This is a genomic window from Desulfobaculum senezii, from assembly GCF_054657395.1.
Genome location: NZ_BAAHYU010000002.1, coordinates 1189914 through 1203456 on the forward strand (window position 1 = coordinate 1189914; position 13543 = coordinate 1203456).

Consider the following 13543-nt stretch of genomic DNA (forward strand, 5'->3'; position numbering starts at 1 on the left):
GCCTCCGGCTAGAGTATGATGGAACGGCCCTGACCGGACCTGTGCCTGACATTGCGGCAGCAGACGGTCAGCATGACGCCGCCCGTCATCTGAGGGCTGTCAGCCACTCATCAGGATTAATTGCTTTTTGCCCAAAACGCAATTCAAAATAGAGTCCGGGCCCATCCGCAGCGGGGTAGGGACCGGTCCAGCCAATAGTCTGTCCCTCTTTTACCGTGTCGCCACGGATGACGTTGCTTTCCGACAGAAAGGCGTAGAGGGAATAATATTTGTCACCATGCGACAGGATGACCACCCGGCCATACCCGCGCAGGATGTCGCTGTGCACAACGCGCCCGGCAAACACGGCGTTGACCGACGCGCCGTCAACGGTATGAAAACTGATGCCCCGGCGTCCGGGCGCCATGGTCAGGCGCGAGCCGGAGCCTTGGCGCGGGGTGAACCGCTTGCCGGAAACCGGCATGTGCAGTGTGCCCTTGCGCCGCTTAATGCCCGTTTCGGACAGCGCCTTGAGACGGTAGTTCATGTCGTCGATGACGGACAGAATCTGCGACAGGGCTTGTTCCTCGCTGATGCGGCGGGTGCGGACCTTGCGCAGGCGCTGCACGAAGCTGAGGCGGCGCTGCACGAGGTCGTCCTTGTCGGCATTGATGGCGTCGATGCGCTCTTCCGCCTCGGCGCGCAGGGCGCGGTGCTGCGTCGCAAGCTTCTGCAATTTCTGGTCCTGTTCGTCCAGTTCACGCAGGGCGGCCTGCACACGGGAGTAAAGCGCGGCCCCCCATGCAAAGCGGCGGTCCGTGGCCGCCCATGCCGGGTCGGACGCAGAGCGGCCCTGCTTGGCGCGCACGCGCAAAGGCCACAGCGCATTCACTAAACGCGACAGCTGACGCCGGGTGCGGGCCTTTTCAGCCTCCACACCCTCCTGCCTGTGCAGCAGGTCCGCACGCTTGTCGTCCAGTGCGGCAAGGCTGTCTTCCCGCTTGGCAATGCGCTTTCGCAGGGTGGCAAGGTCGGCCTCAATCTTGGCAAGGTCCGCGTTAAGGCGGCGCTCCTTGGATGTCAGAGAATCGACTGTCCGGCGGCCCTGTTCGGCGCGCTTGGATTCCTGCCGGATGGATTGGCGCAGGGCGTCCGAGCGGCCCTCGGCCCGTGCGGACGCGGCGGCGCAGAGTGCGGCGACGGCCAGCCCAAGGGCGAGGACAAGCGCGAAGGCGGGACGGCTATGGCAGGAACGGGGCAAGAGGGCACTCCGTGCAGTGCTGCGTGTTTTTGAGGCAGTATGTGGCCGCAACGCGAACGAGCAGCGCGTGAAACTCATTGTACAAGGGGACGTCCGGGTCCAGAACGTCCATGAAAAAGTCGCGCATTTCGTCGTAGAGTACGTCTTCTGGAAGAAGTGCGTGACGTGTAAGTATGCGTCTGGTATAAGCATCTACTACAAAACTCGGCTTTTCGAGCGCGTAGAGCAGTATGCTGTCCGCCGTTTCGGGGCCGATGCCGCGTACGCCAAGTAGCGCCTCACGCGCGGGGCCGAGCGGCAGGGCGCGCAGCTGGGTGAGGGCCATGTCGCATTCTTCGCCGAGGAAGGCAACGAAATCCTTGAGACGATTGGCCTTCATGCGAAAATACCCGGACGGGCGAATGCATTCTGCCAATTCGTCGGGGTGGGCGCTGCGGATGCCTTCCGGCGACAGCATTCCGGCGGCCTTCAGGTTGCCGATGGCTTTTTCCACGTTCCGCCAGTTGGTGTTTTGCGTGAGTATGGCGCCCACCGCCACCTCAAAGGGCGTTGTGGCTGGCCACCAGTGGCTGGGGCCAAGGCCGGTGAGCATGGCGGCGTACATATCGCGAAGCAGGTCTTCTCTGGGCATATTTCGGGTGCGTCCTTGTGCGCGTCGTGTCCCGGCGCCGGTGCGGCGCAGTCGGGAATCCGGGAAGTCTAATGCGCGCGCGGCAATTGTGCAACCATCCAGCAAAACGGGTGAATCATGACATGTGCACGACACGGCGTTGACGGGCAGGTGACATCGGCTGGAGAGTGTTGGGGCGTTTGGGTGGCCTTTGTGGTGGCCTCTGCCGTGGCCGTACTGCTGCACATGGCGGAAGTTCCGGCGTGGCTGCGCGCGGACCTGCGCGTTGGCGGCGAGGCCATTGTGGGTACGCACGACGCCTACGCATGGATGGCCGGGGCCAAGGGCACCAGCCGTCTGGCCGGGCAACCGCTCAGCCTGTTGCTGGGGTGGATGCATGGGGCCACGGGCATTGCCCTTGGCGACATAGCCTTCTGGATGCCGCCGTTTGTGGCCGCCCTTGCCGCGCTTCCTGCCGCCTTTTTGGCCGCGCGGCTGGTGCATCCCGCCGCGGGACTTGCCGCCGGATTTCTGGCCGTGGCGTGTCCCGGTTTTTTCATCCGTACACGTGTCGGGTTCTGCGACACGGACATTCTGACCCTGTTTTTTCCCCTGATGGCAACGGCGTGGTTTTATGTCCTTTTGACGCCCTTTATGCGCGGCGCGTGGCGGTGTGGCGGGGCCGATGCGTCTGCGCCTACGGACGCTGACGCCGCAGACGCAGAGCGCGGGCTGTGGGAGCATCGGCGTACGGCGCCAGCCGGGGCGGTGGGCCTTGGCGCGCTGCTTTGGCTGTACACGTGGTTTTACGGCTCCGGCTTTGTGATTGCCCTTGGCCTGTGCGGCGTGTGTGGCGGTGTGGCCCTTGTGGCGGCGCGGCGGGGCCTGTGGGGGGATAGTCTCTTTGTCGTCGCCCTGACCTTGGCGTCGTGGCTGGCTGGTCCGGTTGGATGGATTGTGGGGGCGGCGCTGGCCGGCGCCGCACGGGCGCGCCCGGAGGCCGTGTGGCGCTGGCGCGTGAGCCTGACTGCGGTCCTTGGCGTAGCCGCCCTTGCCGCGCTTGTTCTGGTCCGGCAGGGAGATGTGGCGACCATAAGCATTATTCTGACCAAATATCTGGGCCTTGGGCCTGCTGATGAGGCTGTGCGTCAGGCGTGGGGCGATTTGAATTTGCCGTCAGTCATCTCCAGCGTGCGCGAGGCCACGCGCCCCGCCCCGGATGCTGTTTTACGCTTTATGAGCGGCAATTGGGTCATGAGCGCCGTGGGCATTGCGGGGTATCTGGCCCTTGCGTGGCGCCGTCCTGCCGCGCTGATGCTGTCGCCCATGCTGGCCCTTGGCGTGGTCGGCGGCTGGCTGGGGACGCGCTTTACCATGTATTCCGGCGTTATTGTCGGCCTTGGGCTGGCGTACATCGTGTCGTGGCTGGTGGTGCGGTACCGTGATTCGGCGCGCACGCACTGGGTGTTTCAGGCGGGGCTGTTGTGTGTGGTCAGCCTGCCCACGGTGATGAATGTGGACGCCTTTGACCCCGTGCCTGTGGTGACGCCGCAGTACGCGGCAACCCTCGACGACGTAGGGCGGCTGGCCGAGCCCGACGCTGTGCTGTGGCAGTGGTGGGACTTTGGCTACGCGGCGCAGTACTACGCGGAGCGCGACACGCTAGGCGACGGCGCGCGGCAGGACGGCAACGTGCTCTATACCCTTGGCAAGGTGCACAGCACGCCTTCGCCTCTCCAGGCGTGGCAGTTTATGCGCTACATGGCGGCGGAGCGTGAGCGGCAGGCGCAGGCGGCCGGGGACGACGCGCCGCAGTATCCGCAGGCATTGCGGCTTCCTGTCGCGCCATTTGACCCTGTGGCGGGCCTTGCGCAGATGGGCGCGGAAAAGGCGCAGGCGTTTGTGGAATCCCTCGCGCGGGAGCGCCGGGAGTGGCCCGTGACCGGGCGGCAGCAGTTTTTGACCGTGGGGTGGGAGAACCTGCGCATCGCCACATGGATAACGCGTTTCGGGCACTGGAAGCTTGACTCCGGCGCGGCGGGCGGCGGGTCGTCCAAGCGGCTTTTGCAGGGGACGAGCTTTGATTTGGAGAATGGGCGGGCGCACATTGACGGCATTGGCGTTGTGCCCCTTGCGACCATGGATTTCATCCGCCGGGACGGGAGCTTTCACCAGTACCAGTGGCACTCGGGTGGCAGGGTGCGCATTGTGGCCAACGAACTCAGCGGGGAGATTCTGGTCATGGATGGCGAGGCGCGCCGCTCACTCATGGCAAAGATGCTTCTTGATGACCCGGCGGCCTTTGAGCCGTATTTCACCTTGGTGGTGGACCGCGCGCCGTGGGCGCGGGCCTACCGCGTGAATACGGACATCGGCAGGTAGGGCATGCAAAAGGGCGGCAGGGCCAAAGCCCCGCCGCCCGGAAGTACGGATATGTTCGTCACGGCGTGGGCGCGGGCTGGCGCTCTGCGCGGCGCGGTGACGCACTGGGGGCACAGCCGTGCGTCAAGTTATGGCGCGGTGGCTGTGCCTTTTTGTGTGGCGGCGTCCCGCGTTTGCGGGGGTATCCGCCGATGCGCCGCTAGGCGTGCATCTTGCTCCAAATGAGCGCGGTCCACTCGTTTTTGGAGTGGCGCTCCGGCGCGGGCAGGCCAAGGCCGGTGTAGACCTCTGCCACGGCGTCTGCCTGTTCGTTCAGAATGCCGGAGAGTACGAGGCAGCCGCCGGATTTGGCTTTGGCGATAATCTGCTCGGCCATGGCCTTGAGCGGATTGGCGAGGATGTTCGCCACGACGAGGTCAAAGCGCTCGTCGCCGCCGGCCGCGTCCACGGAACCGGTGCCAAGGGCGAATTCATCGCCAACGCCGTTGATGGTGCGGTTTTCCAGCGCGTTTTCAATGGCGAGGGGATCAATGTCCAGACCAATGCCGGAAAGGCCCAGCTTGCAGCAGCCAATGCCGAGGATGCCGGAGCCGGTGCCAAGGTCGAAGAACCTGCCGCCTGCGGCAACCGCGCCGCCTTGCACCAGCGAGTCGATGGCTTCAAGGCACAGGGCCGTGGTGCCGTGGTGACCGGTGCCAAAGGCGGTTTTCGGCTCGATGATGATGGGCATGGAGCCTTCGGGGGCTTCGTCCTTCCGCCACGGGGGCAGAACGATAAACCGTCCGGCTTCCACCGGGGTAAAGAACTCGCGCCATGCGCTGGCCCAGTCCTGTTCCTCAATGCTGTCGCGGTGGATGGTGATGTCTGGCCACGTGGCGGAGAGGCCCTGAATAACGTCATGCGCGGCGGCGGATTCCTCAAAGTAGATGCGGAACAGCACTTCCTCGTGCTGGGTGGAGAGCTCCTCCTGCCAGCCGTGGGGGGCGTTTTCCGTCAGGTAGAAGGTGACGTCCTCCACGAGGGAGTCCGGAACCGTGCATTCGATTTGCAGAAGATTTTTCATGAATTCCTGTGGTGTTATACTCTGTTGTCCACAATACGGCCTGTGCCAGCCTCCGGCACGCGGCGCACGCGCTCGGTCGTGGGCGGCGCGTCTGGCGTTATACCCGGACGCTGCCGGGGCAACTGGCGCGGTGCAGGAACGCTCTGCGGCTGTTCTGGGGGCTGTGGGCCGCTTGCGGCTGGTGTGGTCATGGGCATGGGCGTCTTTGTCTTTCGCCGCGATGGACGCCGGGGCCGGGGCCCCGGCGTGAAAAGGCGGCGCTAGGCCTGCGCGAGCAGGCGGTCAAGCTCCTTGGCGTAACGCTCAAGGTCTGCCGGGTCGATAATAAGCGGCGGCAGCAGGCGCAGGATGGTGCCCTGCGTCAGGTTGCAGATAAATCCTGCATCCATGAGGCCCTGCCAGATGTCCTGCCCGGGGATGGCGAGTTCGATGCCGATAATGAGGCCAAGGCCGCGTACCTCGGCAATCTTGCCGGGGTGGCGCTCCTGCAGCGAGCGGAAGAGGTCAAGGGCGTAGGCGCCGGTCTGTGCGGCTTTTTCGCAGATGCCGTCGCGCTTCATAATATCCAGTACCGTGCAGGCCACTGCGCTGACAAGGGCGTTTCCGCCAAAAGTCGTTCCGTGGCTGCCGGGGGTGAAGGCCGCGGCAACGGTGTCCGTCGCCAGCAGCGCGCCCATGGGCAGGCCGTTGGCCAGCGGCTTGGCCGTGGTGAAGATGTCCGGCGTGATGCCGTAGTGCTGGTGCGCCCAGTACTTGCCGGTGCGCCCAAGGCCGGTTTGCACCTCATCCACTATGAGCAGGATGTCCTTTTCGCGGCACAGGGCCACAAGGGCGTCCACATACTCCTGCGACAGTGGCCGCACGCCGCGCTCACCCTGAATAAGCTCCACCATCACGGCGGCGGTCTTGTCGGTAATGGCTGCGCGCACGGCGTCAATGTCCATGAATGGCACCGTGATAAAGCCCTCGGGCAGCGGCTCGAAGCCGTCCTTGACCTTGGGCTGGCCGGTTGCGGTCAGCGTGGCGAGAGTTCGCCCGTGGAAAGAGCCGTCAAGTGTGATAACCTCGTAGGCGTCACGGTCTTTGACGGTGTGCATGTAGCGGCGGGCCATTTTGATGGCGGCCTCGTTAGCTTCCGCGCCGGAGTTGCAGAAGAAGGCTTTGTCCGCGCCGCAGGTGGCCAGCAGGCGCTCGGCCAACTCCACCTGCTCCGTCTGGTGGAAAAGATTGCTCACGTGCCCCAGCTTGGACCACTGGCTGGTGAGCGTGCCGAGCAGTTCTTCGTTAGCGTGGCCGAGGTTGCAGACGGCGATGCCCGCAAGCAGGTCCACGTATTCCTTGCCGGAGCTGTCAAAAAGGCGGGTGCCCGAGGCGCGCTCCACTGCCAGTGGGTAGCGTGCGTAGGTGTTGCAGATGGAAGCGGTGTCACGTTCTTTGAGCGCGCTGAGTGCATCGGACATGGTGGGTTTCTCCCTATGCCGCCGGGTGGCGGATTACATTTTCCCTGTGTGGCCGAATCCGCCAGCGCCGCGGGCGGTTTCGGAAAGTTCAGTCACCTTGGTCAGCCGCGCCTGATGCACGGGCTGAAACACGAGCTGGGCAATGCGCTGCCCTCGTCGGAGTCGTCGTGTCTGGTCCGAGGTGTTGAGCAGGGAAACGATAATCTCGCCTCTGTAGTCGGGGTCGATAACGCCCACGCCTTGGCTGACGGTCAGGCCTTCCTTGGTGCCCAGACCGCTGCGGGAGTAGACGAATCCGGCCACCAACGGGGATTTGATGTCGATGGCGATTCCGGTGGGAATGGCGCGCCGTTCTCCGGCCGGGATGGTCAGCGTCTCTTCGTCGATGCAGGCCCGCAGGTCAAACCCTGCGGAACCGGTGGTGGAGTAGGCAGGCGGATGCTCCTCCAGCACCGGGTGCAGCACCTTGAAGTCGACGTCGATGCTCCCGAAGCCCGGGGCGCTCTGGTCGCTGTACATGGTATGCTCCACAAAACGGGGCCGCCGGGTGGCGGCCGATTAAAGAGTATGACGCAAAGAGGTAGTCCAGCAGGGCGTGGAAGTCAAAGACCAGCCCCGGGGATGAGCCCCAGGGCAGAAGAGAGTGCTTGCCATTTTGCGGGTGCATTGGCAGGTTATAACCTGCCGGAGTAGTAGATACGCAAGAGTGTACGACAAGCGCCATGCAAGGAGTATGATATGCAACCTATCCAGGTTTTCAGCGTGGTTCCGAAACTTCCGGAGAAGTTGAGCCCGCTTTGGGAACTCGCCTACAATTTCCTGTTTGCCTGGAACGGGAACGTTGTGGACCTTTTTTCGCGCATAGATCCAGCTTTGTGGCGTAAGAGCGAAAGTAATCCTGTGCGCTTCATCAACAGCCTGCCGCAGGACACGCTGGAGGAGCTGGCCAAGGACGACCTGTTCCTGACCCGCATGAAGGAGACGGTGGACGAACTCAAGGGCTACGTCGGGGAAGTGGCGACCACATTCAGCTTTCCCGGTAGCTTGGGCAAGGAGCCCGTGGTGGCGTATTTCAGCTTTGAGTTTGGCATCAGTCCGTCCCTGCCCATCTATTCGGGCGGGCTGGGCATCCTTGCCGGTGACCACTTGAAGTCCGCCAGCGACCTGAACATTCCTCTTGTGGGCATTGGGCTGTGCTATCAGCAGGGCTACTTCCGCCAGCGCCTTGCCCCGGACGGCTGGCAGCACGAACACTACCCCGTGTATGATTTTGAGCAGATGCCCATATCCCTTGTGAAGGACGACAACGGGCGGCCCGTGCGCCTTACCCTTGACCTGCAGGACAGGCAGGTAACGGTGCAGCTGTGGAAGGCGGCTGTGGGGCGGGTGAATCTGTTCCTGATGGACACCAATATCCCCGAGAACCCCCCGGAGTTCCGCCAGTTGACCACACGCCTGTATGGTGGCGACTGGGAAATGCGTCTCCAGCAGGAGATGCTGCTTGGCATCGGCGGCATCAAGGCCTTGTCGGCCCTTGGGCTGGACCCCAAAATCATCCACATGAACGAAGGGCACTCCGCCTTTGCCGGGCTGGAGCGCATTCGGGTGTTCATGAAGGAATGCGGCATGAGCTACGAGGCGGCGGTGGAACTTGCGGCGTCCAGCTGCGTGTTTACCACGCATACGCCTGTCCCTGCGGGCAATGACAGGTTCCCGCCGGACCTGATGCAGCGCTATATGGAGCCGTACGCGCAAGAGCTTGGCCTTGCGTTTAAGGTCTTTATGGCCCTTGGGCGCGAGGACCCGCGCGACGATGCGGAATCCTTCTGCATGACGGTGCTGGCACTGCGTCTGTCGCGCTTCAATAACGGTGTGAGTGAACTGCACGGCCACGTGTCGCGCAATATGTGGAAGCGCGTGTGGCCGCAATTCCCCACCGAGGACGTGCCCATCGGGGCCATCACCAACGGGGTGCATCATCCTAGCTGGGTGGCTGATGACCTTGGGTTGCTGTTTGACCGCTATCTTGGCTCCAACTGGCGCGAGGACCCGGACTGCCAGCGTGTGTGGAAAAATGCCGACGCCATCCCCGACGCGGAACTTTGGCGCACGCATGAGCGGCTTCGTGAGCGCCTTGTGGACTTTGTCCGCCACCGCCTGCGGCAGGAGCTTCTGCAAAAGGGTGCGCGGCGCAGCGAGGTGGAAGCCGCCGAGGATGTGCTGGACCCGCAGGCCCTGACCATTGGCTTTGCGCGTCGATTTGCCACCTACAAGCGCGCGAATCTGCTCCTGCAGGACAGGGACCGTCTGCTTAAGCTGCTGCACAACAACCAGCGTGGGGTGCAGTTCATTTTTGCGGGCAAGGCGCACCCTGCCGACAACGAAGGCAAGAAAATCATCCAGCAGATTGTGCAGTTTTGCCGCGAGGGCGACTGCCGGCCCAAGATGGTCTTTCTGCAGGACTACGACATGGACATTGCCGAGCATATGCTCCAGGGCTGCGACGTGTGGCTGAACAATCCGCGCGTGCCCCTTGAGGCGTGCGGCACCAGTGGCATGAAGGCCATGGTCAACGGCGTCATCAACCTGAGCACCTTGGACGGGTGGTGGGCCGAGGCCTACCGCACGGATAACAGCGTGGGCTGGTCCATTGGCCGCGGGGAAACCTACGACGACCTGCGGCATCAGGATTTTGTGGAATCGCAGATTCTGTACACCCTGCTGGAGACGGAAGTGGTGCCAGACTTCTACGACCGCGGCCATGGCAATTTGCCCCGCGCGTGGGTAGAGCGGATGAAGCGCGCGCTGGTGGAGTTGGGTCCGGTGTTTACCTCGCACCGCATGGTGGAGGACTATGCAAACATTGCCTATCTGCCTGCGTACAGAAATTATCTGGAGCTGACGCAGAATGATTTCCAGGCCGCTAAGGAGCTTGCCGAGTGGCGGATGGATATGATGACCAAGTGGCATGGGCTGGATATCCGCAATGTGGCGGCCCAGCAGCAGGGCGAGGTGAATGTGGGCGTGCCCATCCCCGTGACAGCGGAAGTGCACCTCAATGGCATTGAGGCCAGCAACGTGTTGGTGGAAATCTACGCCGGGGCGCTTGATCAGGATGGCAACTTTAAGCAGCGCGCCGCTGTGGAGATGACGCCGGGCGAGTTTGTGGAGGAAGGCTGGTGCCGCTATACCGGCGAGTTTGCGCCGCAGTGGCCGGGCCGTTTTGGCTACACCGTACGTGTGCTGCCGCGCCACAAGAATCTGTTGGACCCGCACTCCCTTGGCCTGATCCGCTGGGCGGACCAAGGGTAGTCCGTTTTACCTTGAGATGACAGCGCCCCGGACCGTTTGGTCCGGGGCGCTTTTTTGCGTGTCTGTGTAGGCGGGAACTCACGCGCCCGTGTGAGAAGTGAATGCCGCAGAACCCGCGCCGTGTTGGGCCGTGGGCTGGAGAAGATATCTACGCGGCTTGGGCGTGCGTGGCGGGCCGGGCGGAAGCTGCGCCCTGAAACAGCGTGGTTGGGCGTCAGGGGGAGCGCTCTGAGAAAGAGCGGCCCGCGCAGTGGGCGGCCGGTCAGGAGGGGGCTTCGGCGTCGTTGGCGATGGCCTCGCTCAGGTGGTCCAGCCAGATGTTGGGGAAGTCGCCGTACTCGGCGGTGCCGCGCAGGACGCATTCCGTCTGAATGCCCGCGGCGCTGAGAATATTGACCCACGAGTCCGGGCCAGCGCCGCACATGTCCTTTTGGACGTGGCGGCCGGGGACGGCCAGCAGGGGGACAAGCCACGCCTTGGCAACGCCCTTTTCCGCCAACGCCTTGGTGACGTCCTCAATAACGAGGCGGCCGTCCATGGTGGCGACGTACACGTTGTCGTCGCGGCGGCGCAGTTCGTCATACAGGGCGTCGTACATGGAGTCGCCCGCATGCCATGTGCCGTGCCCCATGAGCACGACGGCTTCCCCGGCGCGGCGCTCCGGCGGCAGGGCGCGCATAACGGCGTCTGCCGCTGCGGCAACGTCGCCTTCGTTGGTGATGAGCGGACGGCCAAGGACAATGCGTTCAAAGCCGCGCTCGCCACCGCGAAAGCGCTGCACGTCCTCCACAAGGTCGTGGTACTCGTCGCCGGGGATGATGTGCAGGGACTGCACGGCCACATGCGTGAATTTTTCAAACCACATTTTCTCCAGCGCCTTGCGCACGGAGTCGGTCTTCATGCCCTTGTCGGCAAGCTTGCCGCGGACCACACCGGACGTGAAGGCCCAGCGGGCGGGCACGCCGGGAAAGCGACGCCGGACGGCGTCGTCAAAGCGCTTGAGCGACAGATGCGCGGCCTGTCTGCTTGAGCCGAAAGCGACGAGGAGGATACCTTTCTGCATAATGTCCGTTGATGGTGGTGGATGGGAATTGGCGCTACGGGGCAGCGCAAGTCCCATTCATAGCAGAGAAATGGACAATGGAGAAGCCCCGCGCGGGCGGTAGTCGGCGCGCGGGTGATGGCGGAATGTGCGGGCAAAGGGCGCAGAGCCCAGCGGCGGCTAGTCCCCGTGGGTATGGGGCATGGTGCCGTGCGTGTGGGCGTGGATATGCTGGTGGGTGTGGGTTTCGCCGTCAAAGGCGATGCGTCCGTCCTTCATGGCGTAGATGTCATGGGTGGTGCGGGCCAGAAAGTCCCAGTCGTGCGAGATGATGACCAGCGCCTTGTTGAGGTCCGCTAGGATGCGCACAAGGCGCTCGCGCGTGTCCACGTCCAGCGCGTTGGTGGGTTCATCAAGGAGCAGGGCCTCTGGCTCCATGGCAAGAACGGACGCCAGCGAGACCAGCTTTTTTTCACCGCCCGAGAGCTTGTGCGTCACGCGGTCCTCAAAGCCGTCAAGGCCAAGGGTGCGCAGGGTGCGCTGGGCGATATCGCGCGCTTCGTCAGTGGTTTTGCCCATGTTCAGCGGGCCGAAGGCCACATCCTCAATAACGGTGGGAAAGATGAGCTGGTCGTCCGCGTCCTGAAACAGCAGGCCCACGGCGCAGCGCAGTCGCTGCTGAATGTCCGGCGCGTTCACGGGCTGGCCCTTGAAAAAGACACGGCCCTGCGTTGGCTGGATGAGGCCCATTAGGATGTGCGCCATGGTGGTTTTGCCCGTGCCGTTGGGGCCGATGATGCCAAAGCGGTCACCGGGGCGCAGGCAGAAGTTGAGGCCGGAGAGAATCTCGGGCTGTGCGGGGTAGCCGAAGTGGATGTCCTTGAGTTCAAAAAGCGGCGCGGCAGTCATGGGATGAGCAGTTCTCCGGCGGCAAGGGCGCAGGTCAGGGCCAGCATGAGGGCGAGGAAGACGACATCCCGCGTGGTCATGGCTAGGCCGTTAAGGGAGTGGAACGCGCCGTTGAAGCCGCGGCAGACCATGGCCTGATACACGCGCTCCGAGCGGTCGAGGCTGCGGACAAGGACCATGCCGAGCAATGAGGCGTAGGCGCGGTAGGTGTGCATGTTGGTGCGTGGGGTAAAGCCCCGGACCTTCATGGCGGCGCTCAGGCGCTGGAATTCCTTGGCGATGATAAATATTTGCCTGTAGGTGAAAATGAGCAGCCAGCCGAGCTTTTGCGGCACATGCAGTGCGCGCAGGGCGTGGCCCAACGCAGGCACGGGCGTGGTGGCGATGAGCGCCGTCAGCACAAGGATGATGGCGTTGGATTTGATGGTGATGCGCGTGGTGAGGGCAATGGCCTCCTGCGTGGCTGTAAAGCCCAGCACCGAGAACACGGGGGTTCCCGGCATGGAGAAGGGCACCACAATCCACAGCAGTAGGATGAAGATGTTCACCGCCAGCAGGCGTTTTCCAACAGCCCGGAGTGGCAGACCACCGGAGAGCACGACCACCGCGCCAAGGCCAAGGGCCGCAAGGAGTACCGGAAGCTGCTGGCACACGGCAACCACGCAGGAAAAGGCCGTGGCCGCGCAGATTTTGGCGCGGGGATCCAGCGTGTGCAAAGGGGACGAGCCGTAGGCGAAACGTTCGTCCAGCATGGAGCGCTAGCTCCGCTTCCTGCTGGCGACCAGTGCGCCAACGCCAAACAGGCCAAAGATGTAGCCGATGCCGCCAAAGATATCCGCCATGGACGGACCGGATGTCTCCTGCGCGGCAAGGCGCTTGGCAATGGGCGCCAGCTTGCGGTCCACAGCGCGCTCAACGATGCGCTCCAGAGCGGCTTCACTCACGCTGAGGTGCGAGTTGTGCCCGCCGGAGGTGACCGGCGCGGGCTCGGCGTCCGTGATGGGCGTGGAGGGGGTGACCTCCTGCCAATCCTTGGCGCCAAGGTACTCGTCGGCAGCAATGACCCATTCTCCGGCGTGGCCGGTTCCGGCATTGAGTTTGAGGCGCAGGTCCATGCGCTGTTTGGCGGCCTGCGGCGGCACGGGGAAGGAGAAGAGCCCTGCGTCGTCCGTGGTGCCGGTGAGCAGGGTTTCGCCGGTTTTGGCGTTGGAGACCGTAACCGTGCTGCGGCGGGCCTTTTTGCCCCCGCTGAACGTGCTTTCGGTATGGATGATGCCGTCTTCCTCCCACGCGAAAATGGTCACCCTGTGCGCAAAGCTGGGGGCGGCCAGTGCCATGACAAAAAGACACGTGAGAAGCGGGGCCAAAAGCCGGGTGCGGAGAGATATGTGGCGCAAGGGATGCCTCCGGGACTAAGCGTGGGCGGAACTGGTGTCCCGCAAGAACGGCCTTTGTCGTAATATATTTTTTATAAATGTGCCACACCTTGCGCGCGAAAATCCCCCAAGGAGGGCACGCAGCCCCC

The 13543-nt window shown here is 63.5% G+C and carries 11 protein-coding genes; 2 read left to right on the forward strand and 9 right to left on the reverse strand.

Annotation, left to right across the window (positions count from 1 at the left end; translation table 11 throughout):
- Positions 1-85 precede the first annotated feature (85 nt).
- Both ACYQ2T_RS06140 and ACYQ2T_RS06145 read right to left on the reverse strand, forming a co-directional pair.
- Positions 86-1240 (reverse strand): murein hydrolase activator EnvC family protein, encoded by a 1155-nt coding sequence (locus ACYQ2T_RS06140; protein WP_459899303.1) that lies wholly within the window; start codon positions 1238-1240, stop codon positions 86-88.
- On the reverse strand, positions 1221-1871 hold the full coding sequence (locus ACYQ2T_RS06145) for an endonuclease III domain-containing protein (protein WP_459899305.1): 651 nt from the start codon (positions 1869-1871) through the stop codon (positions 1221-1223). Before ACYQ2T_RS06145 ends, ACYQ2T_RS06140 begins: the two co-directional genes overlap by 20 nt.
- 117 nt (positions 1872-1988) lie before the next feature.
- On the opposite strand from ACYQ2T_RS06145, the gene ACYQ2T_RS06150 reads away from it, so the two are divergent.
- On the forward strand, positions 1989-4232 hold the full coding sequence (locus ACYQ2T_RS06150) for an STT3 domain-containing protein (protein ID WP_459899307.1): 2244 nt from the start codon (positions 1989-1991) through the stop codon (positions 4230-4232).
- Between the two features lie 199 nt (positions 4233-4431).
- Here ACYQ2T_RS06150 and ACYQ2T_RS06155 read toward each other — a convergent pair whose 3' ends face one another.
- The 3 genes from ACYQ2T_RS06155 to dut all read right to left on the reverse strand — a co-directional run bounded on the left by ACYQ2T_RS06155 (position 4432) and on the right by dut (position 7274).
- On the reverse strand, positions 4432-5295 hold the full coding sequence (locus tag ACYQ2T_RS06155; protein WP_459899309.1) for a 50S ribosomal protein L11 methyltransferase: 864 nt from the start codon (positions 5293-5295) through the stop codon (positions 4432-4434).
- Positions 5296-5555: 260 nt separating this feature from the next.
- Positions 5556-6755 carry an aspartate aminotransferase family protein gene (locus tag ACYQ2T_RS06160; protein ID WP_459899311.1) on the reverse strand — a complete coding sequence of 400 codons (1200 nt, stop codon included), beginning with the start codon at positions 6753-6755 and terminating at the stop codon, positions 5556-5558.
- A 33-nt stretch (positions 6756-6788) separates the two neighbouring features.
- The gene (gene dut / locus ACYQ2T_RS06165) at positions 6789-7274 is read right to left on the reverse strand and encodes a dUTP diphosphatase (RefSeq protein ID WP_459899313.1); all 486 of its coding nucleotides are present in this window, start codon (positions 7272-7274) and stop codon (positions 6789-6791) included.
- A 219-nt stretch (positions 7275-7493) separates the two neighbouring features.
- Between dut and glgP the strand changes: the two genes are divergently transcribed.
- Positions 7494-10067: an alpha-glucan family phosphorylase gene (glgP, locus tag ACYQ2T_RS06170; RefSeq protein WP_459899314.1), complete on the forward strand. Its 2574-nt coding sequence runs from the start codon at positions 7494-7496 to the stop codon at positions 10065-10067.
- 262 nt (positions 10068-10329) lie between these two features.
- Here the strand turns inward: glgP and ACYQ2T_RS06175 are convergent, their stop codons facing one another.
- The 4 genes from ACYQ2T_RS06175 to ACYQ2T_RS06190 all read right to left on the reverse strand — a co-directional run bounded on the left by ACYQ2T_RS06175 (position 10330) and on the right by ACYQ2T_RS06190 (position 13355).
- Positions 10330-11130, reverse strand: coding sequence for a sirohydrochlorin cobaltochelatase (locus tag ACYQ2T_RS06175; RefSeq protein ID WP_459899316.1), 801 nt, complete (start codon positions 11128-11130; stop codon positions 10330-10332).
- Between the two features lie 159 nt (positions 11131-11289).
- Positions 11290-12018 carry an energy-coupling factor ABC transporter ATP-binding protein gene (locus ACYQ2T_RS06180; protein WP_459899318.1) on the reverse strand — a complete coding sequence of 243 codons (729 nt, stop codon included), beginning with the start codon at positions 12016-12018 and terminating at the stop codon, positions 11290-11292.
- On the reverse strand, positions 12015-12770 hold the full coding sequence (cbiQ, locus tag ACYQ2T_RS06185; protein WP_459899320.1) for a cobalt ECF transporter T component CbiQ: 756 nt from the start codon (positions 12768-12770) through the stop codon (positions 12015-12017). The genes ACYQ2T_RS06180 and cbiQ overlap by 4 nt, the downstream gene beginning before the upstream one ends.
- 6 nt (positions 12771-12776) lie before the next feature.
- Complete coding sequence (locus ACYQ2T_RS06190; protein WP_459899322.1) at positions 12777-13355, reverse strand: cobalamin biosynthesis protein CbiL; 579 nt, start codon at positions 13353-13355, stop codon at positions 12777-12779.
- Positions 13356-13543: the final 188 nt, after the last annotated feature.